We start from the raw sequence: 24,996 nt of genomic DNA, 5'->3' as shown, positions 1-24,996 counted from the left end.
TAGGCGTTAGCCTAAAATGATGGGAGTGATCCCAGTGAAAAAACCAAGAATGCCGAGTAATGCGCCTACCACTCCAAGACGGATTGATAAGCGAATAGAGAAGTCAGGGTGGAACCAGAACCACTGGTAAATTTCCCACCAGCGAGCTCTCCGCATTTCCAGTGATACCTCTTCTTTAAATTTCACTCCAAGAGCATCAACGGCATCGTAATCAAGACCAACAGCATTTTTGGTAATCGACATTGTTCCTGGGTTGCCCATTACATATCGAATTACTTTTGTGCCGTTATCGGGGTTATAGATCACTACTGGCTCACGTCGAAAGAAACGATTAGGATCTTTTCTCTTTGAGTCTACGTTTCGGTTATTTAACCGGACGATATTGTGACCTAAACCTGAATCTTCCATTGGAAGACGAACTACAGATTCAATTTTCATAATTGTCATCTCCATGTTGAATGGAGATAGCCCCCGGCAGGGACTATCCCCACGCGGGTTACAATAAGTACTGTTTGTTTTTGGCGACCAGCTATCGCACATAAGCGCCAAAGGCACTTTCCGAAGAATCCTGCTCTAGGATGCTTGGGAAAGTGCGGGGATATTCCCACACTTACCGCTCATTGAGCATTACTCCTGACGCATCTCATTCTTTGCTCCTTGTAAGGAGATCACATGCGTCGGATCTTCTTTATTTATATCAGCCCAAACCCGCAATTGGAGATTTCCAGCGTTGTTTTCTATCAACAATGGAAATCCAACGTTATCCTCAGAGTTGCAATCTGAGTAGCCTTTAGCACTTAGCAAAAGCTCACCACCGATATTGCCTATCTCAACCGAGGCCGAGACTTTATCACCTAACCCATCGACCAGATCGGTTATATCAGTTTGCAAGGCTGGTTTGTCAAGCGAGTACATCTTTTCGCATAGCGTGTCGATCTCTTCTCCGCTCAACGGCTTTTCGTCAGTAAAATGAGGAAGTCTTGCAAAGAAATCAGACAATTCCTTTGGGTTCGATTGCTCCATCGTCTCCTGCATCCAACGTAACGCGGCCAAAGCCATATTTAGTTCTTGGCTGGTTAATGCTTTCATTTTCCTTCACCTTTTAGTTGTGGGAAAACAAGTACCCAGAGGGCGCTTGTTCCCCCTGGGGTTAATTTACATGCCAGATCAAAGGTACTTGAGCCCGGCTGTTTTGGGATATGTAATGTCAGCAGCTTTGACGTCCGTCAGCAGAGCTTCCAGAGCTTCACCCTGTAGAGTAAATCCAGCAAACACCGCTACGTCGTCGAGCTCGTCACGCCATTGCATTGTGCTATCGAAGTGCTCGATGACACCATGCTCCACCATGATTGGCCGCAGCTTCTCATCTCGTTTCTCACAGCATTCCTTGTACCGGGCATAGCGTAGCTTGTCCTGGTACGCATCCTCAGGCAGGTCTTCGACCGTTCCGAGACAGCTATAAGGAGCTGGGTAGACGATGGTTTTCACACCATTTGAGACGCCTTTCATATCTTTATGAGTGTGCTTCCAGATCAGTTCAATTTGCTCTGGAGTACGCTCTGTTTTATTCACTTCTGTCATGACACTACTCCCTACTTGCGCGAATCTTTACTGGTGAACTGTTCAAACGTTATAGACTCAATCTTTTGAATCTGTTGGCGTAAGGCTGCTAAGCAATCGTGCTTAGCTCGCTCAAAAGCATCAGTCTTGTTGCGCTCGTGTGGGCGGGGCAGATAGTATCCGTCGATCTTCTCTACCGCGCTTCGTAGTGCATATCGGTTTAATTTAGTCATTTCTCTCTCCAGAGTTAGAGAGGGAGCTGTGCCGCACAGGGCGTCAGTTCCCCCTGTGGGTTTGTGTTAATAGGTATCAGACAATTGACATGCCGACTTGTAGTTCACCTTTATAGTCTTTGGGAAGATCTGCAAGCTCCCAAGACATACAAGGCGTTGATACTGGCGTGGTGATCATACAAACATTGTTGCGAACGATGTAATTATAAACACCCCATTCGGCATACTCAGGTTCTCCTTCTTTTGATAAAGCCCATTCGTTACCGAACTGGTCTTCACACAAGTAAACATCGAATTCTGAGTCATGCTCATCAGCTTGTTTAACAACTGTCAGTTTGTGTACGGTTGCAATTTGATCGAATTTTGACATATCTATATCTCCATAAGTTTTTGGAGATAGCCTCCTGCCGGAGAGCTATCCCCGGTAGGGTTATTAGTAATGCTGTTTGTTTTTGGCGACCAGCTATCGCACATCAGCGCACAAGGCACTTTCCAAAAACGTCTCTAACAAACGCCTTTAGAAAATGTCAAGAATGACACCAAGAGGTAAGGATGCAGAGCTATCAAGCTCCGCATCCACCTTAGAGTAAGTTAATTCATAAAGAACAATGAATTAAAATACCATTTTCACTTTTCGCTGCTTCAACTCGCTTGTTTAAACGAAAATCGAAGCAAGCATCCAGAATTTGTCTTTGAAGATACTTAACAAGCTCTCCTGCACTTCGAACTGTTTCTCGTGAACCATTTAATGGCTCAACAAAACAATCATCGTACCAAGAACACGCATCTGGATTATCATGGACATACTTTTTCAACATGCACCAATCTAATGGAGATATAGTTTCTCCCTGCTTAATATTTCCGACGATGCCTTCTATACGTGAATGAATCACCCCGGCTTCGTTATAGCCACTGGGTTCTTGCATTTCGTCATATGGCCCATCATCAATATCGCCACAACCAGCCGGACAGCAATTTGCATCTATGCCGTGGGAGCAATAATGAACGTCATCATTCCAATGCTCTTCATGGCTTTCAGTTTGCTGCTCCGCTGTAATGACTTCGTAACCGTAATTTTCAGCAAGCTTGATAACCTGTTCTTTAACTCCTTTAGGTAAGTCGAGAACAAGGTTATCAATCGCATCTATATACCGGTTTGCGAAGAGTTCATAAATCAGTCCACATCCTTTGTGAGCATCTTGAGCAAGCTTTTCAACCTTCTCAGGGTAATTCTCACAAGGCCACTGGTTTACCTTTTCAAAGTGGTCAATTAACTCATCCAACTCCCAAAAGATATTGTTTATGACTGTACCGAAGACCAAATCGTCTCGGCCAGCTGCGTTGCAAACTGTTTGTATGACAGAATACATATCACTTAAATATGTCACTCTACCAGCTGGACCATCTACAAATTCAGGTTCAAGCTCATCCCCTGTTGAGTGGTAAACAGCTGCACATTTTAGAGCTTCCGTATACGAACCGTGTTCAGCACGATAAATAGATAATTTACACATAGATTTCTCCTGGTAAGGCTGAGGAACCCCTTCTGGGAATCACCTCAGCTATTGGTAGTGTTAAGCGGGCATAACGCGAATTTCATCTCCAGCCATTTGGATTGGAATTGATTTTGCTGGTTGATGACCGCAACTTGTGTCCGGACCATCCGCCGCAGCGAAATAGACCGAATTGTTCATTACATTGATAGGCATACCCAAGGCTTCACCTGCTGGTGCGAGCTTGAGCATTCCTGATCGTTCGATTAAAGCCGGAGCCCAGTGGAAGTCTTCGCCGCCGATATAAGGCTGCTCGGTATCCACCACTTCGACTAGTACCGGAGTCTTGTCCGCCAGCTGCCAGCAGCTTCGGCCTAATTCGTAGGCCAGAGCTTCAAACGCAGGAAAGACAATAAAAGAATCTTGTGAGGTGTGAATGTCGTGTTAAACCATATCGCTTTTCCACTGAAAGCTGAAAAAATCCAGCCCCCCGCTTTAGCTCGATGATTTATAGCTTCTTTTTGTGAATCAAACTCAATAAATTTAGCGGCCATAGGTGTCTCCTTAGATAAAGAGCACACCTGTACCCTACGGGCACAAGTGCGCCCGTGGGCTAGTGTTTGAAATGAACTACCTCATAGGTTTAGGCAGATTCTTGAAGTTTAAGGTTGTCGAGGCAAATTGCATGATATAAGCGATGTCTCTGATCTAGGAGGAAATCCTGATCTGGCCGCCATGTGCTGCGATTGTATTCCTCAGTAAAACCGTTATAAGCGTTTACTTCTGCTGGGGACAATTTCTTACCTGTGTACACACAGGAAAGCCGTCCTACCTCGACAATAGACTGTTTGGGTAGTGGGGTATTAGCCTCTTCAACAGTGTATGAGCGCTTTGTTCGATGGTCGATAATCTTGGACTTTAATTGCTCGTGATTTAGACCTCGTAACGATATATACATGCCTTTCTCCTAAATTAAAGGAGCGGAACTATCCCATAGGACGTTTCCGCCCCTATGGGGTTTATATTTGTTTCTTGATTATGTATTTGTATGGGGGAGAGGTTACTTCGCTTTCCACAAGTTGATGATCCATGTGGCGACAAAAGTCAGGTATATCTCTCGTGGTAGCTGGGTCATCAGCTTTCACTTCGAGTGTTTCTCCTGGCCCCATACGACGAATTGCACGACGAACCACCATTAATGGCTCAGGGCATCGCAATCCCATCACGTCAATAAACTGATCTACATTCATTGGTTATCACCCTTGCCTATAGCAGTCTAATCACGCGACAGAAGACTTACTGTTTTCTTCGTAGCGCATTTTCGCTTGTTCGTTTAAATCAAGTTCACCGTCTTCTAGCTTTAGAATATTTTCTAGAAGATTGGCTTTGTGCATTAAAAGTTCAGCAACAGCCTCATCAATATCCTCGATTATCTGTTTCTGTTTTTTGATGGTGTAGCTATTCAGTTCTTCAACCAGAGGCCACGCTACACTCGAATGAGTATTTAGTGTGGGATATTCTGCTTCAACCTCACAGACAACGCCATTGGCACCTTCTCGACAGTGTGGATAGCCTATACGTAGACCAACGCATCGGTCTAGTTTGGGATAAACACAGAACTCCAAAGGGGTGCGATTAGTAAAAATATCGTTAGTGTTTTTAGACATGATCTTCTCCATGCAATTATTGGTTATTGACGGAGAGCTCCCGACGGGAGGCTCTCCCGTCAGGGTTGATATATTGCTGTTTATTTGCGACGTCCAGCTAACGTACTCAAGCACCAAAGGCACTTTCCAAAAAAGTCTCTATGTACGTACAAACTGCTTTGGAAAGCGAGGGGGCATTTCCCCCTGCGCTTGTTATTTCTACCTTATAGTTTCCTACAAGGCTACATCGTGTGATTCACATTGTTCGATATTCGGCCAATAATAGATTGTACCTTTGCCCATTTGATCTTGACGTGGTGTACCTAGAAATTTGAATAAATTTCCCATGCAACTTGCCACTGCTGAAAGATCTTTTCCTGGGGGGACATCTATCCCAAGACAAGTACGACCATACATAAACCGTCCAGAATATGAACGAACATGGAATTTAGTTTGCTCACTCTCAGGTTCATCTCGATTTACCTTATCTACAGCAAGTACTACCGCTTTGTTTAGAACGATAGTTTGACACTCCTTATCAAGCTCACCGAAGCGTTCAACGTCGATACCACAGAACTTATCAAGTCCCGAGGCAGCATCATGAACAATCAGTTGCTTGGTGTCAGCCAATTCATTTTCCATCGGCTTCCAAATGTTTTCAGCCTCTTTATCAATGAATTGCACTACCTCATGCCATGACCAAAACTCAACATCATCTCTGATGGCACAATGTTCAGGTTCTCGATCTTGCTGCATACATTCCAGCAAAAGCAAATAGCCGTCATACCATGTTCCTTTATATTCATTATTGAATTTAAGGACTTGTGCAGCGGCCAATCCAATTGCTTTCTGTTTCAGTGAAGTAGTCATTGTAATCTCCTCGAACTTGGAGGAGTCCACCAGCAGGTGATCCCCCTCCTGGTGGCTACTTATTTCTTTTAGCTAACTGTCTGAGTGTGTATTGGCAAAGGTTACGCACTTCATCAGGGTCGTAACCAGATAACACACAACAGGTAACAAATGAAAATGGATGAACTTCATCAGAGTTCAACCATTCATAAGCTTCATCTTTTGCTTTTTTACCAGAGCGTCCGTCAGCAAGGACATTTAAGCTATACCGCAAAAATGCCTCTCTTAGCTCTTTAATCTGCCCATCAGTCCAAGTTTCGATTTCAGTTTCAAACTCTTGCTCGACTGTACGATCAGAACATGATGCTACGATTGTTAAGGGAGTAACCTTTTCAATCGGCTCTTCATCATTTTCTAATAGCAGATCATCAAAAATGAAGGGGAGTTGTAATTGTGCATCGTAGGTTAATACGCTTGCAGTATTCACGGGTTGCTCCTAAAAATTTAATTGAGAGGCAACCCACTCCCAAAAGGGCATAGGTATGCCCCTTTGGGGTTAAGTTTCATATGTTAAAATCCAACAATCTGAGAGTTAATTTGCTCTTCCAGCCAAAGCTCCAATGATTCGAGCTCTTTTCTTTCCGACGATGAATTTGCTTTTAAAGCATCACATCTAACGGCCAGCTGCATCGAGCGAACTTCCTCTACAGTTTCCACGTTGTTTCCAGCAAACATAACTAGTTGCGAATTTGGCATGGTCATAACTCACCTCCCTGAGTTTATAAGCCAGTATCTAATGCCTAGATTCAAGGTTGGCGTTAAACCAATCTGCGGGACATTCAATCACCGCATGGGTTACGACATCTCGCTCTGAGTAACCTTGAACCAAAGCATCGGTACACTTCTCAGGAGAAGTACCTTGAGGGACCAACAATTCAAGATGAATTCCATCCGAACCAACCAAATCATCCCCGTAAGGGAAGCCATTGATCGTTTGGTTGTGTCGCTTACACCATTTAATGATATTGGCAATACGACCATGCTCATCTTGACTAGCTATTCGTTTATTCAGCTTCATTGGACACCTCCTGACATGCACCTAGTTCTACCATGCTTTGCATACATAGCTGGTTCATATCCATTGTGAGTGTGTCATTTATGGCCGAATAAACGATCCCCTCTTTCGCAAGTTTTAACACCTGTTTCAACAGAGAAAGAATAGATTGAGCCTCATCGTCTATACGATCTGCTATATCTTTCCATTCCCAATGTTCAAATGGTTGCCATGCAGTTAAATCGGGCTCTTCACCTTTCTCAACGCATTCTATTAGGTACTCGTAAGCCATGAACCAATTGTCAGCACTTCCTAATTCTGACAGGTACTGAGCAGTTGCTTGGGCGTATGCGAGTTCTTCTAATTTTGGCTTGGTGGTTAAGGACATTCTTAAACGCTCTAGAGCTTCTTCTGCATCATTACGAGTTAAGAAGAAGTGTTCTACAGACGAACGGCAACGTTTGCCTTCCGCATAGTAAAGAATGCTTTCCTCTGTACAATCTGGAGTGGCTAAACCGTACTCCTCAATTGTTACAGGCTTGATGGTTAATGACTCGTCACACAATTCATAAACAACAACAGGGAAAGTGCTATTGCGGTAAAAATCGTGATGGTATTGATTGGTCATACATATTTCCTCTTTGTAAAGAGGAGCCCAACCCGTAGGTTAAAGCTCCTCAGGGTTGGGGTTAGATATCGACAGTTACATCTGACGTTGCTGTAGCACAGCAAGGCAAAATTTCACCATCATTAAGATATGCTATAGGTTCAGCACGGTAAGAAATGTTCCCTCTTACCAGCTTGCACCGACATGCTCCGCAATACCCATTTCTGCATTGCGACTCAATAGCGATACCTTTTCTTTCTAGTTGAACCAGTAACGTACTTGTACTGGCTGGTAAGTTGACATGCATTGTCATACTCCTTATTTGAGGAGCATGACTCCCAGCAGGAGAACATGCCCCGCCAGGGTGGTTAATAGATGTGATTTTGCTGTTTATTTGCGACGTCCAGCTAACGTACTCAAGCACCAAAGGCACTTTCCAAAAAAGTCTCTTTGTAAGTTCAAACTGCTTTGGAAAGCGAGGGGGCGTTTCCCCCTGCGCTTATTACCCTGAAACGGTACGTACTCCGATTTCTCGGAGTATTAGAGTATTTCGACATAAATTCGAGAATTTTTCTAATGTGGAACTGCCCTTTCTAGGTGTCAACATTAGCTTTCACTCTGTTAGGGTATAAACCCCAGAATCCACTCGAACAAAATATCGTTCATCTTGCAGCACTTGACGAACCTTGGCTTGCCAGTGTTCGTTTTGTCGGTGTTTCGCGTAAGGTGCAATTTGTTGGTAAATGGCATCTAACGATAAGGTTTTACCCTGTAACACTCGACGCAACACTGCTTTCCATGTAACTCCAACCATATTGGCCGCACGTTTATCTGCTACTGGGATAAGCGAAAGCGATGATGATGCATTTTGCTTTTTGAATACCAGTAACTTTTCATGGGCGATACGAACCAGCTTACTGTTATTGCTGTAGTTGGTCCGGTCAGAGACACAGTTGTGTTGTACCTTGATGATCTCATCAACGAGTTTACCTGGAGCCAAACGCTCAACCAGACTGGACAAGTTATAATACTCGCCTTTACGTCGAAGGTTTCCCATCAAAATACCGTAGTGACCTCCCGGTTCACAGGCATCATGTATATTCATAATGGCTAATTCTAGAGCTTCCACGAACTCTGGCAACGATAGACGGCTCATATCCCATTTATTGGGTTCACCATACATATTGCCAGAAAAAGTGATCATGTCTGCATAAGGGGGGTGCCACCAAATAAGGTGGGCTGGCTCCCCAAGAAATGCAGACAGATCATCTCGCAGCAAATTAAACCCCTGATGCAAGTCTGTACCAATAAAACGAACTTTGAGTTCATTTGCCACATCAGTACTGGTTCCTCCCCCAATACTAGGGTCAACAACTAAGCCATTTGGTTTCATCATATATGACTCAATAAAGTCTTTAATGATGTGTCCGGTGCAATTACCTCGATACTTGTTGTCGCCATAATGACCACGATTCGGGTAAGAGCAAACAGATGTAGTAAACATGGTGTGTCCTCCTTGTGGTGGGCACACCATGCTCCCTATAGGGTTAAAGGTTGTCGGTGTACCATGCATCAAGGTTTTCGTAATCCTTACGATATATCTCCTTATTGGGAGCTGTCATAAAGACCACATCACCTTCACAGTAGGTACACAATTTGAGCTCACGCTCGTTATACCAGAACGCACTATATGACGAGTCTTGATGAGCAATTCTCCAAGAGTCGTTCAGGTAGCAATTCCAAAAGGTTAGTGTATCTCCTAGTGGAAAGTGACTACGTTCGATAATCGAACCATGCTCTGTTTGTTCTGGTTTAACTCGTCCTGTTTTAAGTCGCTTCTTAATGATGCGTTTGGCACGGTTCAGCAGTGCAAATAAGCGAGCATTGTCACTGCTATACCACTGTGGATTACGCTTATTCCAGTAGAATTTTGCGTGAATCTCACCAGATAAGCGCTCCATTTCATTACGGTTTAAAGTATCTAAGAAACGGCGCATTGCCATGTCATGATTAAGCGTTGATTCTAAGGATGCGAGTGTAGTCATTGTGATTCTCCAGTTAATAGAGACCACTGCCCATTCAGGGCAAGTGGCCCCGAAAGGGTTATTTAAGGACAAGTGAAATTTGTGTTGGCGCAACGTTTAACTTGAAATAACGCTTATTAGCTTTATACGCTAAGTCAAACCAACCTACCGGAATGGATACGCTGCCATCATCACCACCAAATATCATTCGAGCAGTTTCGTAAAAGTCGTCATCTTTGTCAGGATTACATCCGTGAGCATAGACAACAGCACCTCTTGAGCGAGGACTTTCTTTTACATCTGCGTTGTTCAGAAGATACAAACCTTGATCTTTTACCAATAGCAACTGCGGTTCGACTAAAGACTTGTCTATCTGGCTGGAGTCCGGCCATCCAAAATCTTTGTGTTCCTCATCGTTTCCATTGGAATCAACAACTTTGCCTGTTTTGTATAGAGCAGGCTTAAAGAGATCATCCATTGTTGGTGAATAACTTTTCGTCTTATTAAGCTCATCCACCAGCAGTTGTACTTCTTTCATGTTAAATTTTACGATTGCCATAATGGCCTCCATTAAAAATTGAGAGGCTAGCAATGCCCTAGAGGCTTTGATGGCCCCTTAGGGTTTAGGATTTAATTTATTCCTACAAATACATTTAGAGCGCGTTTGATATCTAGCTCAAACTCATCCAAGCATGGCATTGATGCATCCATCTCGTCATACCCTTCTCGCTCTATAATTCCCCAAAAACAATCTGAAAGATTATCAACCAAATCAAATAGTTCACTTTCTTTCCACTTATTTGGGGCTCTTTCTATTTCGTCAACACATCACATCTATAGATGAGGTTTGAATATGGATAAAGATCTACAACAAAGTTATCTTCACCATACCCAAAACAATCTCCGATATTGATGTGGTTGTCCTCTGCATGTTTCAGTACAGCGGTCGTGAAATAGAAATGGTATTTTGCTTTATGTGCGTTTTTTGTGCTCATGGCTGTCTCCATAAAATTGAAGAGGCAACCAACGCCTACCAGGGCGTGATTGCCCCGTTAGGGTTAATGTATTAGATCCGGGCTTCCATAATCTGGAATTGCCCTTTTGTCTCTGAGCATAACTCTTTGAGAGAGCTATACAGTTGCTCTGCCGACAACATTGGTTTACCCAAAGCTTTCATTGCCTCAAGTGCATTTTCAGCTCCATGCTCCCCTGTTGCGTCAAAGACGTTGTAGTGGACTTCACCTATTGAAAGAATGTTTCCGCTCGCCTTCACACCAACCTGCATTTTTTCAACAGTTAATGTGAGTCGCTCACTTAAAGAACCTGAATAAAAACTTATTGTCGTATCATCATGGAATACGCCGTTATAGATTTCATCAAAGTTGATCATGATACTTTGGCTGTATTTTTCGCCAAAATAGAGTGTCAAGCAAACCTCCTCTAGTTCCGTATCTGTCACTAATGCACCATTAGCTTTAATCAGATACGGGCCGTCGATTACAGCCTTCATATCGTCATGAATTGAGTCGTATACATCACCTGCCGTCAAAGTACCATTTGGTTCTTTTTGGACAGATTTAGTACGTGTAAACACTTTTTCATCCGACAACTCAGAACTGTTATCAGTGAAGTAGTCAGGTCTCAGATCTTCTTCTTGGATTTGATAGTATCCTTCCGGAACCACCCACTCCTTCCAACCTTCAACCCAATCTGTTTCAGTGTAATCACTCCAATCAGGACTTCTTTCTCGGTTAATAACATCGAGAACCCCATCAATAGTCCAACCATAAACTTTTTGTGTTTCTAGGTCGGTAACGGGGATACGACGCTCCAACGGAGTTTCAATGGACATCAAACTAAGTTTAGTTTCATGGATTCTGAACACATCCCCATCTAATTCAATGAGGCTTTCTGGGTCCGTTAACAAGCTGTGTTTGCCTTGTGCAAGATCCAGAAAATATTCCACCCCTAGACTGATAGTGCTAACCAGATAGTCAACACTATCGACAAGCTCTGCGCAGGTCTTGAGATGAGATGGTAACAGTCGGCCAGAAAGGCTAATTCCCATATCAGAAATTTTCTTCTCTGGATTTTTGATTGCTACGTTTGCGGCCACACGATATGCCTCATAGGCATCTTGTGCAGTAGGATAATCAAAACCCTCTGTCAAAACGCAAAGGAAAGCTGATTGTATTTTCAAGTCAGTATCGGTGTGAGCGATAGTCATGGTTGTTCTCCATAAAAATTGGACACACCTATGCCGTCGAGCAAGATGTGCCCGAGGGCTGTGATAAAAAGTGAATTAATGCTGTTTATTTTTGGCGACCAGCTATCGCACATCAGCGCACAAGGCACTTTCCTTGAATCTCTCGACTTTCACATGTGAAAGTGAAAGGCTCAAGGAAAGCGCCGGGAAACCCGACGCCTATTTCTGGTAGTTGGCCCACCAGGTTCAAAATGTGTGTGAAGTAAAAGCCCAGATAAGAGACTGGGCGTATTAAATGTTATTAAAATATTGGGAACTGGTCATGAACTTGAGCATCAGCATCAATTTCAATCATGCGATACCCAGCTTTAACTGCCGAAACTAAGATATTGTGAAATTCTTCCCCCATACCGTTATATCCAAGATTGTTCTCAGGTTCATCGTACAGTTTGATGAGCCAGCCAGTATTTCGACCCATTATCATATTGCAGTCTGGAGCATAGGATAGCTCATTTAGTGCTTCATGCTCATCTAATGGAATATGACAAATGCTAACACCAAGCGTCTTATACTGATCGTTAGCCGCAGTAAGTGACCATTCAAAAAATGGATACTCAATGTCACCCTCTAATACAGCAATCATTCTAAAGTCGCGTTCAGGTCTGGTTTTTTGCAGTATTTTAAGTTCTTTAATGGCACTTTGCTCACTTAGAACCGTGCAGGGGTTGTCAGCGCGGTCAATGTTGTCATGCCAATTACGACCATGCTTATCTTCAATTTGATACCCAATAATCATGATTAAATACTCCCTAATAATATACAACGCTATCCCCCTATCAGGGAGTTAGACGCCTAAAATGAATAGGCCCCGTCCCTGACGGGATAGGGCCAATACATGGACTGATTAAGCAGCAAAAGCGGTCAACGATCGCTCCATTAACTTAAACAGTGTTTTTTGTAGATCCGCAGCATCCTCGATGACAATGTTCGTATTGAACAGTCGATTAACGGCTGTAGTTTCAATACCAATACCAATCATTTCTATGTCACTGGCTTCGCACAGTCCGATAACTTTGTGACAAGCCAGTGCATTGTTCGGCGCACCATCTGTCACAACAATCATCATTTTACGTTCCTCTCTGGTTTTGGTTAGCTCAAATGCGCTATACCAAATGCCCTCAGCCATCGGTGTACCACCGCGTGAATTGAAGACAAATTTACCAGTTTGGTTTTGTACTTTTTGACCATGCTTTACAACGCTGTACACAGGAACATTGGAGTTGTTACCGAAAAACGTTACTGCTGGATTAACCCCTGGAATGCTTTCTAAAGCTAATGCAATAGCTAAAGAGGCTTCCCTTGCAATATCTTCCCTGCGCTTACCGTTTCCGGCAGGGCTATCCATTGAGGAGCTCATATCGACCAAAATGTGAACCGCTGTATTAGGGCGCTTCTTAGCTTCTGGTCTCTGGAAAATACGAGTATCTCCAATGACAACTTTATGTAGTTGACGAGTGTCTACACGCTTTCCACTTCTTTGGTTCCTATGAGCAGTTCTTTGGCTGGCTTGCACCAATCCATAAAGCTGCTGTCGGATTTTTGAAGTTGTACTTTTCACATCTCCATTGAGACGCTGCCCTGCTTCTTTGTGATCATGGATATCCATTGCTGACCGTACTGTTTGGTAACGATCATCACCTTCTTGCTGGGCTACCAGATTCAGCTCTTGCTTCAAAGCGTCTTGCGCATTTTTAGGCAAATCACTGTTTCCAGCGCTTAGTACTTGTTGTAGCAATTGAGAAGCATTAGGAGGAGAACTGTTACCGCTCGCGTTCTCTTCACTATTATTACCTTGAACTTCGGGGCTATTTTCATTTTGCTCACTTTGCGCTCCACTACTGCCACCCTGTTGTTCTTGGCTATTTTCATCATTGCCATTAGATGACGACTGTTCCTGCCCATTTGGACTTTGAGAGTCGTCACTACTTTTATCCTTCTGCTCAGGTGATTGCTCACGTTGAGATTTCGGATTTTGCTGCTCTTCACTATCTTTCTCTTCTTCGATCATCTTAATGATGTCATCAGCAAGAGATGCAGCGTTTGCAGTTGATTTGGCGTCCACACATTTACGTAGCAAGGCATTAAGCCTTACAACAACACCTTGAGGGAAAACTCTTTCAAACACAGCTTTTGCGCCATCTAAACGCTCTTGCAATGCAGTTTGACCTACACCAACTGTTTGCAACCAATACAAGCAGTATGCAGACAGGATGGATGCCGGGTGGTCTTCATCTCTCACGGGTTCATAATGGCCTGCTTGAAGCATGTATCGAGCCATCTCGTGCAGTGTCAAAGCTGTTCCTGGATAGACCCCAGGCATTGCTCTTTCAATACGACAATCTTCAATGACGTTTGTTAGGTGAGCGTGCAAGGCGCGTCGCCTTTCTACATTGAAGTCCGTAAACCGAACGTGTGCAGCTTCATGTGCCAAGTAGCCCCAAACAGCATCCATATTTGGATAGTCATCTGGAACATTTGGAATAACGATAGTTTGACCATCAGTGCTTGCGGTATCTGACCCCAAGGCAACTTTAACACCAAACTTCTCGCCATAAGCAGCAGCTACGATGGGTAAAGCATTATAAACAGTACGTTTTTTAGACATATTTCTTCTCCAATTTGGACAGAAGAAACAAACCACCCTCGGAAAGGTGGTTGTCCCTTCCGAGGGGGTTAAAAATAACAATCCTGATCATCAAGCTCAGTTGGTTGCTGTTCAGGTTGACTTACAACATGATCATTAGAGTGAGATTGACCAAAGTCCTTGCCAACATAATCTGCTGGGTCTTGGCTATAGTCTTCCACTGGAATATCATCACAATTTAGGTCTGCATCCCACAGAGTCTGAGAAGAGACATCGCTTTTGTCTTCCAAAGCATCATCTTCCTCGTCATCTTGGTTTGCACTGGATGTGCGGTTGGCTAAAAACGCTTCGAAGTCATCCAAAATAGTTTCAGGTTCTAAGTTATTAACTTGTTCACCATCTTCTTGGTTAACTTCTTGGCTTTGCGTTTGAACGTATGGTTGTTCCAGTGCCTCATCACTCTCAACACCTTCACTTTCATCTTCTTGATCAGAAGCTCCAGACTCTAATGAGCTGAGTTCATCTCTGGTCAAGGTTTTGGCTACATCATCAACACTAAGCGAACCACCAGCGTATTCTTGAATACGTTTGCGATCACACATGATTAATACAGCGGCCATAATTTGAAAGACGAACATACCTTCAATATTACGCTTTCCAGCTCCGTGCTTTTCGTACCCTGCTAGTGTTTGATCGAGCAGGCTAACGAGCGGAGTGAATGCGCTGTTCAAAAATGACAGTCCATCCACTTTATCACGTAGGTTTTTTAGCGTTGCGCCTGTAGCTGTTGCTACATGCATCTTCCCAGCTAAACGTTTGTTGTAAAAATCATTGGCATCATTTACCACCTCAGCAATGAGATCATCGCCCAACTCCTCAACCTTACGATTAAGTCTGTGTGCGCTTTGCTCATCTTGAGTAGGTTGAACCATAAACACCTGATATTCAAAACCAATTCGTTTTTCTACTTCTTCACGAGGAAGAGCTCCAGCACGAATAGCAGTCTCGTATTCAGGGTTTTCTCGACACCATTCATCAACGGCATTGTTGTAGCCAGTAACGAACTCGTGTTTTAACTGTTGAACTTCGACGTCAATCTTGTCCAACTTGGCGCAAATCTCATCAGTTTTTGCTACGGGTACAGCATAGCCATTCATGAATGGCATACCATAGCTAAGCAAAAAACGTCGAGTTTCTGTTTTCAAGCGATGAAAGCCTTTCAGCTTCGCTGGATCACAGATTTTTTTCGACCCTAATTGAGCTACTTTCTCTGGTGGAATTTCACCACCAGCACCCAATTTAAAGTCAGATGCAGACAAACGAGTTTGCCCACTCCAGATATCAAAATCAGCATTAATAACGCATAGATTTTCGAGATGTTTAACTTTTGACATGGTTTATTCTCCAGCAAAGTGAAAGCACACCATGTCCCGAACCGGGCATGATGTGCCCGGTTGGGCTATAAAGTTAAAGTGAGTTACGCAGGAATAATCATCCAGGTAAAGGTGGATGGAAATGAATTTCCAACACGTTGAACATTGTCGTACAAGGTGTCATTAAATACTCGGGTCATCCAGTTCGGAGAACCTTTCTTTTTATAACATAGCTTGTAGTTTTTCATGGTTGCCTCCTAGTGCAATAGACAGGAGGCTAACTCCGAACAGGAGAAGCTCCCCTGTTGGGTTAAATTGAAATGAGTTTGATGCTGTTTGTTTTTAGCGACCAGCTATCGCGTCTTCACTCTCGATGAGAGTAGAATTCGTCCTTTTCCGTTGAAGACCGAAAAAGCAATCTTCAATGGAAAAGGGGGGGAATACATTCCCCCTTTCATGTCTACATTTCACATAGGCTCAATGTACCAGGTAACACTTTTTGGGAAAGAGTTTGCCACTCTTTGTACATTGGCATAAATCGTATCTTTGTAGATACGTTCTAGCCAGCGGCCACCATGTAGGTACATGAGCTTGAAGTTCTGTGTTTTCATTGTAGATGCCCTTTGTTGCTTGTTTCTAAAACACACTGACGCGATATGCTTTAGAAACAAGCCCCAAAGGGCTTGTTATTTATGCCTAAAAATAGGCTGACTCTACTTCTAGAGACACATCGTTTAAAGGGGCTAAAACCTCTTCATCTTGAATGTACCTCGGGTTAACAGAGCCTGTAACCGTTACTCGGTAACGCTCTGAGGTCTCCTCTCTATACGAGTTAAGATCCTCAGACTTAATATTCGAACCTTTTTCTTCAAGTAGCTTTTGGTAATTTACCCGACCAGCGGCTTTGTACTTAGTGATCATTACACCGCAATAATCCGCATGGAAATATTCACCCATCAAAGATTTCATTTTATCAAGGTGAGGTTGCCGCTTATCTTTCAACGCTTGCAACCTATCTTCCAACTGCTTAATTTCTGCGTCATAAAGTCGGTACTGCTCCGCTTCGTAAATCCACTCGTTCACTTCCTTACCTTGCGGTATAAAAAGATCTCGCTTGGGGTCTTTCTCAGGCTCTTTACGCTCAGTGACTCTTTTCCAGAAGATTGTGCCCTTAGCCACAATTTCTTTTATCATAGGCTCATCTCGGGTGATAACAAACTCCTTGAGTTGCCCATTTCGGTAGAAAACTAGCCACCCTTGCTTTGCACCAGTAACTAACAACTGATGTTGAACTTGAGGGTAATATAACTGATAAGCCTTGCTGTTTTTTAGTTCAGAACAAACATCGTTCCAGACCGTTTCGCTAGGACATTTCAGTTCAGCAGGTTCACCATTGCCTCGTAGACCATCGAGCGATGCTCTAAACAATGGATATTGAACTGACTCGACACAAACAGGTAAGAGAATATCATTGTACTTCTCCTCAAATGCACGTCTTGCTTTATCTTCGTTTTCAACCCCTTGGCGCACCAGAGGGTTTAGACTTAGATCGACTTCACGAGCATAGCCTGTTTTTTCAGCCCAGAGTCGCCATTCCGTTTTATAAGGAGAACGATTTAGTAGGATGCAGGCGTCAGTAGCAGTAATACCACCTTTACGCCATTCCAACCATTGTTCGCTCCTTTGAGATAGATTGACGATTTTCATAGCTCTCTCCTGTATTTAACAGGAGGAGTCCCCATCGCGGGGGAACTCCCCCGCAAGGGGTTAAAAGTAGTTGCCGTCACCACCCTCTTCCAGTTCAGGATCAGGTTCGTGCAAACCTTCTTCTATAGGATCAGGATCATGCTGAATCGGCTCATCTGGTAACTCAGATTGAACATCGTCAACATTTCCCTTTTCCTGGATAGAAGCTTTTTGGGTTACAGCTGGTTCCATGCTATCAATCTCTGCATCACGCAAATATTGAACCGCATACTCCAACTCGGCACCAGAGAACCGACTTTCAACATACTCGTGAGTTGCTGACCACGCATTTTGCGCAATAGCTCTATCTGCAAGTTGTTTTAAAAGTGGGTCCATTTTCTTTTTATGCTCCAAGGCCAATGGACTTGAGGCTTCAATGACAGCTGGTTGTTTTGTGGTTTGTTCTGACGATACAACATGCGCTTCACCTTCAATTATGCGTTCAGCTTCATCTTGATCGTAAATTCCAGAAAACCCCAAACCGATACGCAGACCTTGGATAAAGCCTTTGTGTCGTAACTGTCGTTTCGTGTGAGTCTGCCAAGGGCCAATAACAGTGTAAGGACCGTACTGACCCGTTGCTTCGACTGGTGGACGATAGACTTCATCAAGATATTCTCGAATACGTATAGACCGTGTACGGTCCTTTCTGTAAACGATACACTCCACCCATTCTGGACATTTCACCTTTGCTCCGGGCATTTCAATAAGATTTTCAGAGTATTCAAACTCCACCCCATCAAATTGCTTGTGCTCGTTGGCAATCCGGCTCCAGCCATCAACACCAACAACAGGTACTATGCCGCCGCTTTTATCGGGGAAAGCGTATATTTCTCGCGTAAACGGATTCAGATTGTACTGCTCCGCTACGATGAGTAATGCCATCATCTGCTCATCAGTTGGTGCGCTTCCGTCTCGCTGCTTAAAGGCTGTTAGCTTTAAAGTTTCAAAAAACTTCTTAGCATCAACCCCAAACCGCTGAGCCATTCTTTCAACTAATGATTTCGTTTCTGGTTTTGTAGACATGGTGTTCTCTCCGTTGAGATGGAAGGGACACCATGACCCCTTAGGGCACAGTGCCCCTCTAGGGGTTAAAAATAGGAATCTTCGGTTTCGCAATCAATGTTATCCAATCGAAATAGTTCGGCGACTAAACCAAGACGTTCTGCCGCTTCTCTAACTTCGTTGTAATTCCATCCGAACTCAAAAAATATTCCTTCCAAAGAATCAAATCCGTCATAAATAAACAGATCACCATCTTCTCCACAGATTTTAACCAAGCGTTTTTCATCATCTTTAAAAAACTCCTGCTCAAATCTGCGTTGTAAATAAATGAACATCAGTAAAGGCTCATAGCCATCCGAAGCAGTTAGCGTCCCAGCACCTTCCAACATCGTTGGACAGATGGTGTTTTCGCTAGCGCCGCTTTTTACAGTTAGCTCATACCCTTTATTGGTTCTCATTAAAACATCAGGTAATTGAGATTGAGATCCTTTCTCTCTGGCAACATCGAAGCCAAGCTTTGATGCACCATCAGTAAAGACCCCGACAATAAACCCTCGGAGTAGAGCATGATTTGAAGCATCAACAGGCGATGACAACAACCAGCTCAGTGAGTAACCATCTTTTGATTCTGTTTCGGCTTCAAGAGAAGACACAGCTTTTGTTGTGGCGTTTACCTGCACTTCATCGAGGAAGGAGTACCCCTCTTTAAGCAGATCATCAACATGCTGATTTTCTTTCTCTTTCACGGTGACAGGAATCGTATCTAAGCTGGTGGCTCTGATTATCTGCCCATCGAGCAAGATAGTCTCTTTCCACCCGTTTAACTCAAAGAACTCTACCAATTGGTATTCAGTTGGCCCATCAGGATCGATGGACCATTGAACTGGCTTGTAACCAAGCATTACCTTGTCGATAGTCGTTCCACGTTCACGGATGTAACGTTTGCAAATCATGTTTTGCGTATCCATGAGATCCCCCTATCGCCACTGCTCACCGAAAACGTCTTTCGCTATGCGAATGACAGCTTCTTTCTCCTCACTTGAGGCTCGGATTAGCAATGATTGTTGTAAGGCATACTCAATGGCATTTGGCGCACCACGAAATTGCAACGTTAGTTTTGCCCAGCGCACAAGTGTCCGCGTAGACATTGTGATGCTGATTTGTCCATCATCCCCGTTTTCACCCATAAATAGTTTACGAATTTCATTAGCAATTCGAACCATACCATTACGAATGTTGTCAGGAAGACGAGGAACTACTCGCTCCAGAACGCCGCGTTCATCTTGCTCTGCCATATATGGCACAACAGAGAAACGATAACGATCCATTGCGGCCAAGTTCTGCATCATTACGCCTTGGTATAATCCTGATGGATCACCTGAGCCTGTACTGTTACCAGTGACAATAACGCGGAACATTGGATGTGGTTTGATGATTTCTCCACCATTCTGAGCGATAACCAGTGGACGACCTTCAAGAATGTCGTTTAAACCGGAAAGCTCTGCTGGGTCAACCAAATCAACCTCGTTAATGAGGAGGACATGGCCTTCACGCATAGCGATTGCTAAAGGGCCATACATGAATTGCATGACGGGAGTTTCTCCAGGCTTTGGTGAAATCAAGGCATGATGTCCAACTAAATCTGTGAACTCTAAACGACCATTAGCCGTAATTTGTTGCACAGGCCAGTTGAGACGCCCTGTAATTTCTGTAATGCCAGAAGTTTTACCAGAACCTGTTGGTCCGGTGACATAGTACGCATCACCGCAGGGATCATTCAAAAATGCTAAGCATTCTCTCAAGAACTCCTTTCGGAAAACGTAATCGGCGTGAGTTTGTGGAATAAAAGGATTGCTGCTATCGGCATAGCCTTTAGCGAGAATCTTTTCCGGAATATCCGGCATACCAAAAACATCACGTACTTTGAAGTTTGCATATTGTTGAGACATAGGTGCGCTCCTAATTGGTTGTGGGCACACCTAGACCCGTACCGGGCTAAGTGTGCCCGGTTGGGCTATTTCAATTAACGTTAATTGCTGTTTGTTTTTAGCGACCAGCTATCGCATCTTCACTCTCAGATGAGAGCAAAAATCTTTTTAGGCATAATTGTCGTATGCCTAAAAAGACTTGGTAAGTTCGGCCCTAAACTGGGCCGAATTTGATTATGAATACGCGGATATAGTGTCATTTTGACCAATAATACCTAAACGCTTAGCCCAGTCAGTAATAACCTCTTGAGCTTCAATAACACTACAAAATTGTCGTGGATTGATAGATATCGTTCGGCCACTGGCTAATTACAACACACCCGCGCAATCATCATACAAGTGAACTCTCATACTATCTTATCCCCAATGCAATAATTCTCCTGACCCAATTTGCTTTGAATGAACATTTACATAATGGAAAACGAAACACACGCTACTCAGAGACAGTGAACTATTGCTGTATAAAAAGGGACGTAATTTGTATTGGATCTTACTTGGCATGAACTGTCCTCCTTAGCCTGTGTCCTTCATTGTGTAACAAAGAGCCAGGTTATGGAGGCTTTGAATTTGAAACGCCAAATACCTGAGTACCGCTAAAAGCAATACCTGATACTGGCATGTTTTTTACCATACATGACTCCTATGACGCTTGTTTTCAAAACACGTACCACTACATGCTTTGAAAACAAGCCCCATTGGAGCTTGTTTATCTTGGCTATAAAGCTAAATCAACACATTCACAACAGGAACAGATACATACCCCGTGGGTAATTGCTGACCTGTGCGTTTAACAATTTTTGCTTCTTCAAGTACATCCAGAATACCAGCCAACTCAGAGTAATCTCTGATCGCTGACTGGTGTGGCTTGAACTTGAAATCAGGCAAACAAACCGTTGCAACACAAACTGGCTCTCCAGGAATAATACCTTGCTGACTATTATTCTTTGTGTCCGAGGCCACCAGCTCTAGAGCTAATTGTTGATTTGGATATTGGATCTTTCTCACATCACAATCATATCCACAAAAGTGTACAGTATTCATATAAGTTACCTTGCTTGTTAAGCAGAGATACCCTATCCCTTCTGGGGTAGGTCCCCCGCCAGGGTTAAATTACTGATCACGATTATCGTGCTTTTTGTTTAACTTTTTTTCTACAATCTTCTTGGTTATCAACCCAATAACAATGATAGCTATCAGGCCCCCCAAGATGAGCGAAAAATATAACAGGCTTCCTGTTGTCATTGTTCTGTCCTCAAAGTGTCATTCAGATCCTAACGAAAATTAAGCTCAAAATTGAGCCTATTTATCCACTGTCACTAAATGCTACCAGAATGATAGAACCAACAACGTAAGCTGCCATGAAAACTAATCCCATAACAACAGCAGCGACATTAGCTCCGAGCACAGCTGCGGGATGTACACCACCAGTCATAAGACCAATACCACCAGTAATAACAGCACCAGTACCTAAGCCCAGCACTACATTCAAGATGGCTTTCCAGAAAGTAAATGTAATTTTGTTCATGATTTGTCTCCTTTTTGAACGTTTTTAAACGACAGAGACAAACTCACCCCTACGGGGTAGTTGCCCCCGTCAGGGTTTTTATTTTTAGAGATGAAAGATGAGATGTACGTGTTGTACATCTCATCAGTCAAGTCTTTTGGTTGAGCTATACCCTTAAAGATCTACTTACCAAACCAGCGTTTTTCCTTTACGGATATACGTTGGAATTTCTAGATAAGCATATTCATCGACAGGTTTAGCCGGAGTCGGTTGTTCTTGAGCAGGCTCAGGAACAACAGCAGTCTGAACAGCTTTCGCTTTTTGTTCAGCTTTTTCTTTGATAACGGCCTGTACAGACCGCGCTTTGTTACTCGCTTTGTTCCAAAAGAACAAACCTAAGTTCTGGAACTGCAACGCAAGAAAAGTAAATGCTTTCGCAAATACCATTGCTCCTACGTACAATGCGCCAAGACTAGCTACGATAACAAAAACGAAAGTGATGATGTGCATGGTGTTACTCCTTATAAAACTAAGGGGAGCAACACCCTTGGTCGGGGTATTGTTCCCCCGATTGGGTTTTGAAATGCCATACGGCATATGATTAATGCTGATTGTTTGTGGAGACCAGCTATCTCACATAAAGCCGCAGAGCGACTAAAGAGTCTTTACTATAGCACTTCTCGTAAAATGTAATAAATCGTTCTATCTGCCCGTTCTGGGCACATTTGTAGCTAAGGATTCGTCAATAGACCTTTTATCCTGTATCTGCGTTTATCTGTATCTGTATTCAATTGAAGGAGAAAGAAATGACAGACTTAGCAGAAACCTCTTTGGAACAACAACCAACCAAAAAAGAGCGCAACAATGCGGACCTTTCTCGCCCTGTATTCAAACGAGTGCTGAAAGTGAACAGTCTGCAAGCTCAACGTGTAGTCGAACGCAGCTTTCAGCGCGTTTCCGATTCACTGTTTTCGATTGATGTTATTTTGCGAATCATTGGTGAACAAGATGAAATTGACCAAGTAGAAAGCATCATCCAGGAGCACATCGAGAAAGTATCCGTTGATCTTGATACCGCCACTAATCAGCTACAAAAGCTGATGGAAGACAACGGAATTGAAGGCGCTCCAGAATATACAAGCCCAAACCAGTACGATATCGAGATCAACTCACCACAAGTAGCTCAATTTGCTCACCTAGTGCGCAAGTTAGATAACTTGATGTTGTTAGTCGATACTCTATGGCTAAATAGTATCCTCACAAGCAAACAGCGCAAAGACGCCACTTATCAATGGCAACAACGCTTAATCAAACTTGCTGGCCGAATTATTGGTATTGAGAAGAGAGCTCGCATCTCAGCGCACTCCAAAGGCAAGAAAGATGAAGTTGAAGCAGCTGCTCCAACTCAAGAAACTACTGATGAAGAAATTGCATCCGAAGCCGACAATGCTGAATCTGGGGAAGATGAAAAGGCAGCTTAACGCTTTATGTCGGTTATCTATTGAGAGCCCTTCTACAACAGAAGGGCTTTTTTGTGTTTCTCACTTTCACATGTGAAAGTCAAAAATGTCATCATTAACTTTAACTATTCGCTATTAGCCACGAGTCATCTGGAATGTGACCATTGCGTACTGCGATTTTATAAAAATCGGTAATCGTTGTTACTCCACGTTGCAAGGCATACTCAAGATAGTCACCCGATTGTCTACTTGGAACATATTTGCTCATTTGTTCTGGAGTTTTAATGTAGTGACTCAGCTTGTAATCGACCCAGCCAGTCTCTGCGTTCGGCGTCAATGTCACTGTAACTACCGTGGACATACCTTTTAATCGGAAAGCATAACCTGATTGAATGGGCTCATAGTGTTCTATCGCTTCATTTTCAAACACACCATCAATTGTCCAGCCTCGCTGGTTATTGCTACCCTTTTCTCCCGAAATCATCTTTAAAATTTCCGATGAGTATTTCAATGTACTGTTGAAGCCATTACCACGACTATCAATTCGTGACGATTCATCATTCATCAATCGTTTGTTAGGGTTTAACAATGCGTACAACAGATTTTTATCTTCTTCACTGTTCAGATCTCCGTACAACTTTTCAAGTGTGTATTCAGGATGACTCTGCGTGTGGAAAGTAATAAATCTATGATCTTTCAATCTCTCAGAGATATGAGTACGGCCAACGAGATTGAATTGCAATAACCAGTCACGGAAAACACACCAGTCATTTAGCACGTCAGCAGGGATCGTTTCCGCTCCCCAAACATCTAGTGAAGCTCTAATTTTCCAATTACTACTAGATGTATCACCTTTGGGCTTGAGATAAATCAATTCTACATCGCGGCGATTAGGATCTACCTTAAATGCTTTTAGGGCAGAATGTTCCATAAGTACTGCGTATACATTGAATGGTGATTCTGAAAAATCGAGCTTTAGAACAGGCACATAATTTTTTCGCGTTGCCGCAGCGTTTATTTCATCTCGTATTTTCTCGAATGACCCAGAAAAATACTTACTCCCTTCATCAAGCATCATAGGCAATTTTGCTTCTGGGTGAGTATTAGACAAAACCACTTCGGCGTCTTTCATTTCTAAACTTGCCCTTTCAATAATTTGAGGAGGTATATCTGGCATCTTTGACGAGAATGTTTGACTGATCGCAGTTCGAATGCTCTCGTGAAGAAAGCACCTTAAAGGTTCGCCTTGGTCGGCCTGCTTTCGAAACTGAGTCGATTGAAGTAAATCTGCGTGTCCTTTATAGCCTAAAGACTGAGCCAGCCAGTCATTACGTTTGAATGCGCTCAGAACTTTGGTTTTGGACTCTTTTGCTATAAGAGATGCAAATGACTTGGCGATATTTTTGAATGCATCCGTTTGAGACGGATAAATTGGGTATGGAGTATCCATAAGTTAATCCCTTCACTTGGCTTAAAATTTTTGCTACGTCCACCTCGCGCAAACACAGCCATTAGTTTCAGGTTAACTGGTTTGCGGTATCACGTTTTGGCACTGGTGGATGCCCACCCCTACGATTCTGAAGAGGGTGACGAACCCTACGACT

At 43.3% G+C, this 24,996-nt stretch carries 33 protein-coding genes and 1 pseudogene; 1 reads left to right on the top strand and 33 read right to left on the bottom strand.

Annotation, left to right across the window (positions count from 1 at the left end):
- Window positions 1-6: 6 nt before the first annotated feature.
- From R7E51_RS16745 to R7E51_RS16590, 32 genes and pseudogenes are all read right to left on the bottom strand, one after another.
- Complete coding sequence (locus R7E51_RS16745; RefSeq protein ID WP_014386765.1) at window positions 7-438, bottom strand: hypothetical protein; 432 nt, start codon at window positions 436-438, stop codon at window positions 7-9.
- 189 nt (window positions 439-627) lie between these two features.
- Entirely contained in the window at window positions 628-1,089 is a 462-nt protein-coding gene (locus R7E51_RS16740) for a hypothetical protein (RefSeq protein ID WP_014386764.1), read from the bottom strand.
- 78 nt (window positions 1,090-1,167) lie between these two features.
- On the bottom strand, window positions 1,168-1,581 hold the full coding sequence (locus R7E51_RS16735) for a hypothetical protein (protein ID WP_014386763.1): 414 nt from the start codon (window positions 1,579-1,581) through the stop codon (window positions 1,168-1,170).
- 11 nt (window positions 1,582-1,592) lie between these two features.
- Complete coding sequence (locus R7E51_RS16730) at window positions 1,593-1,793, bottom strand: hypothetical protein (protein ID WP_014386762.1); 201 nt, start codon at window positions 1,791-1,793, stop codon at window positions 1,593-1,595.
- A 76-nt stretch (window positions 1,794-1,869) separates the two neighbouring features.
- Window positions 1,870-2,163: a hypothetical protein gene (locus R7E51_RS16725; RefSeq protein ID WP_014386761.1), complete on the bottom strand. Its 294-nt coding sequence runs from the start codon at window positions 2,161-2,163 to the stop codon at window positions 1,870-1,872.
- Window positions 2,164-2,389: 226 nt separating this feature from the next.
- A complete protein-coding gene (locus R7E51_RS16720) occupies window positions 2,390-3,307 on the bottom strand; it encodes a hypothetical protein (RefSeq protein ID WP_014386760.1) in 918 nt (305 codons plus the stop codon).
- A gap of 60 nt (window positions 3,308-3,367) precedes the next feature.
- A complete protein-coding gene (locus R7E51_RS16715; protein WP_159066179.1) occupies window positions 3,368-3,538 on the bottom strand; it encodes a hypothetical protein in 171 nt (56 codons plus the stop codon).
- 122 nt (window positions 3,539-3,660) lie between these two features.
- Window positions 3,661-3,840 carry a hypothetical protein gene (locus tag R7E51_RS16710; RefSeq protein WP_014386758.1) on the bottom strand — a complete coding sequence of 60 codons (180 nt, stop codon included), beginning with the start codon at window positions 3,838-3,840 and terminating at the stop codon, window positions 3,661-3,663.
- A gap of 465 nt (window positions 3,841-4,305) precedes the next feature.
- Window positions 4,306-4,536 carry a sulfurtransferase TusA gene (gene tusA / locus R7E51_RS16705; RefSeq protein ID WP_014386756.1) on the bottom strand — a complete coding sequence of 77 codons (231 nt, stop codon included), beginning with the start codon at window positions 4,534-4,536 and terminating at the stop codon, window positions 4,306-4,308.
- A 30-nt stretch (window positions 4,537-4,566) separates the two neighbouring features.
- Window positions 4,567-4,953 carry a hypothetical protein gene (locus R7E51_RS16700; RefSeq protein WP_014386755.1) on the bottom strand — a complete coding sequence of 129 codons (387 nt, stop codon included), beginning with the start codon at window positions 4,951-4,953 and terminating at the stop codon, window positions 4,567-4,569.
- Window positions 4,954-5,166: 213 nt separating this feature from the next.
- Window positions 5,167-5,802 (bottom strand): hypothetical protein, encoded by a 636-nt coding sequence (locus tag R7E51_RS16695; RefSeq protein WP_101905926.1) that lies wholly within the window; start codon window positions 5,800-5,802, stop codon window positions 5,167-5,169.
- Between the two features lie 55 nt (window positions 5,803-5,857).
- Window positions 5,858-6,268, bottom strand: coding sequence for a hypothetical protein (locus R7E51_RS16690; RefSeq protein WP_014386753.1), 411 nt, complete (start codon window positions 6,266-6,268; stop codon window positions 5,858-5,860).
- An 83-nt stretch (window positions 6,269-6,351) separates the two neighbouring features.
- Window positions 6,352-6,543 (bottom strand): hypothetical protein, encoded by a 192-nt coding sequence (locus R7E51_RS16685; RefSeq protein WP_014386752.1) that lies wholly within the window; start codon window positions 6,541-6,543, stop codon window positions 6,352-6,354.
- A 31-nt stretch (window positions 6,544-6,574) separates the two neighbouring features.
- Window positions 6,575-6,859 carry a hypothetical protein gene (locus R7E51_RS16680; protein ID WP_014386751.1) on the bottom strand — a complete coding sequence of 95 codons (285 nt, stop codon included), beginning with the start codon at window positions 6,857-6,859 and terminating at the stop codon, window positions 6,575-6,577.
- Window positions 6,846-7,463 (bottom strand): hypothetical protein, encoded by a 618-nt coding sequence (locus R7E51_RS16675; protein ID WP_014386750.1) that lies wholly within the window; start codon window positions 7,461-7,463, stop codon window positions 6,846-6,848. Before R7E51_RS16675 ends, R7E51_RS16680 begins: the two co-directional genes overlap by 14 nt.
- A gap of 61 nt (window positions 7,464-7,524) precedes the next feature.
- Window positions 7,525-7,749 carry a class I ribonucleotide reductase maintenance protein YfaE gene (gene yfaE, locus R7E51_RS16670; protein WP_014386749.1) on the bottom strand — a complete coding sequence of 75 codons (225 nt, stop codon included), beginning with the start codon at window positions 7,747-7,749 and terminating at the stop codon, window positions 7,525-7,527.
- A gap of 306 nt (window positions 7,750-8,055) precedes the next feature.
- Window positions 8,056-8,946 carry a restriction endonuclease subunit M gene (locus R7E51_RS16665; RefSeq protein ID WP_014386748.1) on the bottom strand — a complete coding sequence of 297 codons (891 nt, stop codon included), beginning with the start codon at window positions 8,944-8,946 and terminating at the stop codon, window positions 8,056-8,058.
- A gap of 43 nt (window positions 8,947-8,989) precedes the next feature.
- Window positions 8,990-9,487 (bottom strand): hypothetical protein, encoded by a 498-nt coding sequence (locus tag R7E51_RS16660; protein ID WP_014386747.1) that lies wholly within the window; start codon window positions 9,485-9,487, stop codon window positions 8,990-8,992.
- Between the two features lie 58 nt (window positions 9,488-9,545).
- Entirely contained in the window at window positions 9,546-10,025 is a 480-nt protein-coding gene (locus tag R7E51_RS16655) for a DUF3085 domain-containing protein (protein ID WP_014386746.1), read from the bottom strand.
- A gap of 253 nt (window positions 10,026-10,278) precedes the next feature.
- Window positions 10,279-10,461, bottom strand: coding sequence for a hypothetical protein (locus R7E51_RS16650; RefSeq protein WP_014386745.1), 183 nt, complete (start codon window positions 10,459-10,461; stop codon window positions 10,279-10,281).
- Window positions 10,462-10,532: 71 nt separating this feature from the next.
- On the bottom strand, window positions 10,533-11,693 hold the full coding sequence (locus R7E51_RS16645; RefSeq protein ID WP_014386744.1) for a hypothetical protein: 1,161 nt from the start codon (window positions 11,691-11,693) through the stop codon (window positions 10,533-10,535).
- A gap of 280 nt (window positions 11,694-11,973) precedes the next feature.
- A complete protein-coding gene (locus R7E51_RS16640) occupies window positions 11,974-12,468 on the bottom strand; it encodes a DUF5983 family protein (RefSeq protein ID WP_014386743.1) in 495 nt (164 codons plus the stop codon).
- 108 nt (window positions 12,469-12,576) lie between these two features.
- Window positions 12,577-14,337, bottom strand: coding sequence for a VWA domain-containing protein (locus tag R7E51_RS16635; RefSeq protein WP_014386742.1), 1,761 nt, complete (start codon window positions 14,335-14,337; stop codon window positions 12,577-12,579).
- 68 nt (window positions 14,338-14,405) lie between these two features.
- Complete coding sequence (locus R7E51_RS16630) at window positions 14,406-15,710, bottom strand: DUF3150 domain-containing protein (RefSeq protein ID WP_014386741.1); 1,305 nt, start codon at window positions 15,708-15,710, stop codon at window positions 14,406-14,408.
- A 446-nt stretch (window positions 15,711-16,156) separates the two neighbouring features.
- On the bottom strand, window positions 16,157-16,300 hold the full coding sequence (locus R7E51_RS16625; RefSeq protein WP_164496844.1) for a hypothetical protein: 144 nt from the start codon (window positions 16,298-16,300) through the stop codon (window positions 16,157-16,159).
- A gap of 85 nt (window positions 16,301-16,385) precedes the next feature.
- Window positions 16,386-17,396, bottom strand: coding sequence for a YqaJ viral recombinase family nuclease (locus R7E51_RS16620; RefSeq protein WP_014386739.1), 1,011 nt, complete (start codon window positions 17,394-17,396; stop codon window positions 16,386-16,388).
- 240 nt (window positions 17,397-17,636) lie between these two features.
- Window positions 17,637-18,461 (bottom strand): annotated as a pseudogene (bet, locus tag R7E51_RS16615) (phage recombination protein Bet); the annotation flags it as partial.
- A 65-nt stretch (window positions 18,462-18,526) separates the two neighbouring features.
- Window positions 18,527-19,408, bottom strand: coding sequence for a hypothetical protein (locus R7E51_RS16610; protein ID WP_014386737.1), 882 nt, complete (start codon window positions 19,406-19,408; stop codon window positions 18,527-18,529).
- Window positions 19,409-19,417: 9 nt separating this feature from the next.
- Complete coding sequence (locus R7E51_RS16605; protein ID WP_014386736.1) at window positions 19,418-20,389, bottom strand: AAA family ATPase; 972 nt, start codon at window positions 20,387-20,389, stop codon at window positions 19,418-19,420.
- Between the two features lie 762 nt (window positions 20,390-21,151).
- Window positions 21,152-21,469, bottom strand: a complete 318-nt coding sequence (locus R7E51_RS16600) for a hypothetical protein (RefSeq protein ID WP_014386734.1) — start codon at window positions 21,467-21,469, stop codon at window positions 21,152-21,154.
- Between the two features lie 262 nt (window positions 21,470-21,731).
- The gene (locus R7E51_RS16595; protein WP_014386733.1) at window positions 21,732-21,953 is read right to left on the bottom strand and encodes a hypothetical protein; all 222 of its coding nucleotides are present in this window, start codon (window positions 21,951-21,953) and stop codon (window positions 21,732-21,734) included.
- Window positions 21,954-22,118: 165 nt separating this feature from the next.
- Window positions 22,119-22,442 (bottom strand): hypothetical protein, encoded by a 324-nt coding sequence (locus tag R7E51_RS16590; protein WP_014386732.1) that lies wholly within the window; start codon window positions 22,440-22,442, stop codon window positions 22,119-22,121.
- A gap of 296 nt (window positions 22,443-22,738) precedes the next feature.
- On the opposite strand from R7E51_RS16590, the gene R7E51_RS16585 reads away from it, so the two are divergent.
- Window positions 22,739-23,413 carry a DUF1845 domain-containing protein gene (locus tag R7E51_RS16585; protein WP_014386731.1) on the top strand — a complete coding sequence of 225 codons (675 nt, stop codon included), beginning with the start codon at window positions 22,739-22,741 and terminating at the stop codon, window positions 23,411-23,413.
- A 100-nt stretch (window positions 23,414-23,513) separates the two neighbouring features.
- Here R7E51_RS16585 and R7E51_RS16580 read toward each other — a convergent pair whose 3' ends face one another.
- Complete coding sequence (locus R7E51_RS16580; RefSeq protein WP_014386730.1) at window positions 23,514-24,842, bottom strand: hypothetical protein; 1,329 nt, start codon at window positions 24,840-24,842, stop codon at window positions 23,514-23,516.
- Window positions 24,843-24,996 lie beyond the last annotated feature (154 nt).

This window comes from Vibrio sp. Vb1166, assembly GCF_033338695.1.
Classification (GTDB): Bacteria; Pseudomonadota; Gammaproteobacteria; order Enterobacterales; family Vibrionaceae; genus Vibrio; species Vibrio alginolyticus.
The sequence above is the reverse complement of the archived record's forward strand: the minus strand, read 5'-3'. Positions and strand labels throughout refer to the sequence as shown.

What these genes read in the sequence shown, in the direction of transcription:
- R7E51_RS16605 (WP_014386736.1), bottom strand. Translation starts at nt 20,389, where the DNA reads ATGTCTCAACAATATGCAAACTTCAAAGTACGTGATGTTTTTGGTATG.
- R7E51_RS16610 (WP_014386737.1), bottom strand. Translation starts at nt 19,408, where the DNA reads ATGGATACGCAAAACATGATTTGCAAACGTTACATCCGTGAACGTGGA.
- R7E51_RS16640 (WP_014386743.1), bottom strand. Translation starts at nt 12,468, where the DNA reads ATGATTATTGGGTATCAAATTGAAGATAAGCATGGTCGTAATTGGCAT.
- R7E51_RS16585 (WP_014386731.1), top strand. Translation starts at nt 22,739, where the DNA reads ATGACAGACTTAGCAGAAACCTCTTTGGAACAACAACCAACCAAAAAA.
- R7E51_RS16680 (WP_014386751.1), bottom strand. Translation starts at nt 6,859, where the DNA reads ATGAAGCTGAATAAACGAATAGCTAGTCAAGATGAGCATGGTCGTATT.
- R7E51_RS16655 (WP_014386746.1), bottom strand. Translation starts at nt 10,025, where the DNA reads ATGGCAATCGTAAAATTTAACATGAAAGAAGTACAACTGCTGGTGGAT.
- R7E51_RS16645 (WP_014386744.1), bottom strand. Translation starts at nt 11,693, where the DNA reads ATGACTATCGCTCACACCGATACTGACTTGAAAATACAATCAGCTTTC.
- R7E51_RS16650 (WP_014386745.1), bottom strand. Translation starts at nt 10,461, where the DNA reads ATGAGCACAAAAAACGCACATAAAGCAAAATACCATTTCTATTTCACG.
- R7E51_RS16740 (WP_014386764.1), bottom strand. Translation starts at nt 1,089, where the DNA reads ATGAAAGCATTAACCAGCCAAGAACTAAATATGGCTTTGGCCGCGTTA.
- R7E51_RS16635 (WP_014386742.1), bottom strand. Translation starts at nt 14,337, where the DNA reads ATGTCTAAAAAACGTACTGTTTATAATGCTTTACCCATCGTAGCTGCT.
- R7E51_RS16595 (WP_014386733.1), bottom strand. Translation starts at nt 21,953, where the DNA reads ATGAACAAAATTACATTTACTTTCTGGAAAGCCATCTTGAATGTAGTG.
- R7E51_RS16675 (WP_014386750.1), bottom strand. Translation starts at nt 7,463, where the DNA reads ATGACCAATCAATACCATCACGATTTTTACCGCAATAGCACTTTCCCT.
- R7E51_RS16630 (WP_014386741.1), bottom strand. Translation starts at nt 15,710, where the DNA reads ATGTCAAAAGTTAAACATCTCGAAAATCTATGCGTTATTAATGCTGAT.
- tusA (WP_014386756.1), bottom strand. Translation starts at nt 4,536, where the DNA reads ATGAATGTAGATCAGTTTATTGACGTGATGGGATTGCGATGCCCTGAG.
- R7E51_RS16730 (WP_014386762.1), bottom strand. Translation starts at nt 1,793, where the DNA reads ATGACTAAATTAAACCGATATGCACTACGAAGCGCGGTAGAGAAGATC.
- R7E51_RS16735 (WP_014386763.1), bottom strand. Translation starts at nt 1,581, where the DNA reads ATGACAGAAGTGAATAAAACAGAGCGTACTCCAGAGCAAATTGAACTG.
- R7E51_RS16620 (WP_014386739.1), bottom strand. Translation starts at nt 17,396, where the DNA reads ATGAAAATCGTCAATCTATCTCAAAGGAGCGAACAATGGTTGGAATGG.
- R7E51_RS16720 (WP_014386760.1), bottom strand. Translation starts at nt 3,307, where the DNA reads ATGTGTAAATTATCTATTTATCGTGCTGAACACGGTTCGTATACGGAA.
- yfaE (WP_014386749.1), bottom strand. Translation starts at nt 7,749, where the DNA reads ATGCATGTCAACTTACCAGCCAGTACAAGTACGTTACTGGTTCAACTA.
- R7E51_RS16745 (WP_014386765.1), bottom strand. Translation starts at nt 438, where the DNA reads ATGAAAATTGAATCTGTAGTTCGTCTTCCAATGGAAGATTCAGGTTTA.
- R7E51_RS16715 (WP_159066179.1), bottom strand. Translation starts at nt 3,538, where the DNA reads ATGCTCAAGCTCGCACCAGCAGGTGAAGCCTTGGGTATGCCTATCAAT.
- R7E51_RS16580 (WP_014386730.1), bottom strand. Translation starts at nt 24,842, where the DNA reads ATGGATACTCCATACCCAATTTATCCGTCTCAAACGGATGCATTCAAA.
- R7E51_RS16590 (WP_014386732.1), bottom strand. Translation starts at nt 22,442, where the DNA reads ATGCACATCATCACTTTCGTTTTTGTTATCGTAGCTAGTCTTGGCGCA.
- R7E51_RS16600 (WP_014386734.1), bottom strand. Translation starts at nt 21,469, where the DNA reads ATGAATACTGTACACTTTTGTGGATATGATTGTGATGTGAGAAAGATC.
- R7E51_RS16625 (WP_164496844.1), bottom strand. Translation starts at nt 16,300, where the DNA reads ATGAAAACACAGAACTTCAAGCTCATGTACCTACATGGTGGCCGCTGG.
- R7E51_RS16725 (WP_014386761.1), bottom strand. Translation starts at nt 2,163, where the DNA reads ATGTCAAAATTCGATCAAATTGCAACCGTACACAAACTGACAGTTGTT.
- R7E51_RS16660 (WP_014386747.1), bottom strand. Translation starts at nt 9,487, where the DNA reads ATGACTACACTCGCATCCTTAGAATCAACGCTTAATCATGACATGGCA.
- R7E51_RS16710 (WP_014386758.1), bottom strand. Translation starts at nt 3,840, where the DNA reads ATGGCCGCTAAATTTATTGAGTTTGATTCACAAAAAGAAGCTATAAAT.
- R7E51_RS16700 (WP_014386755.1), bottom strand. Translation starts at nt 4,953, where the DNA reads ATGTCTAAAAACACTAACGATATTTTTACTAATCGCACCCCTTTGGAG.
- R7E51_RS16695 (WP_101905926.1), bottom strand. Translation starts at nt 5,802, where the DNA reads ATGACTACTTCACTGAAACAGAAAGCAATTGGATTGGCCGCTGCACAA.
- R7E51_RS16685 (WP_014386752.1), bottom strand. Translation starts at nt 6,543, where the DNA reads ATGACCATGCCAAATTCGCAACTAGTTATGTTTGCTGGAAACAACGTG.
- R7E51_RS16665 (WP_014386748.1), bottom strand. Translation starts at nt 8,946, where the DNA reads ATGTTTACTACATCTGTTTGCTCTTACCCGAATCGTGGTCATTATGGC.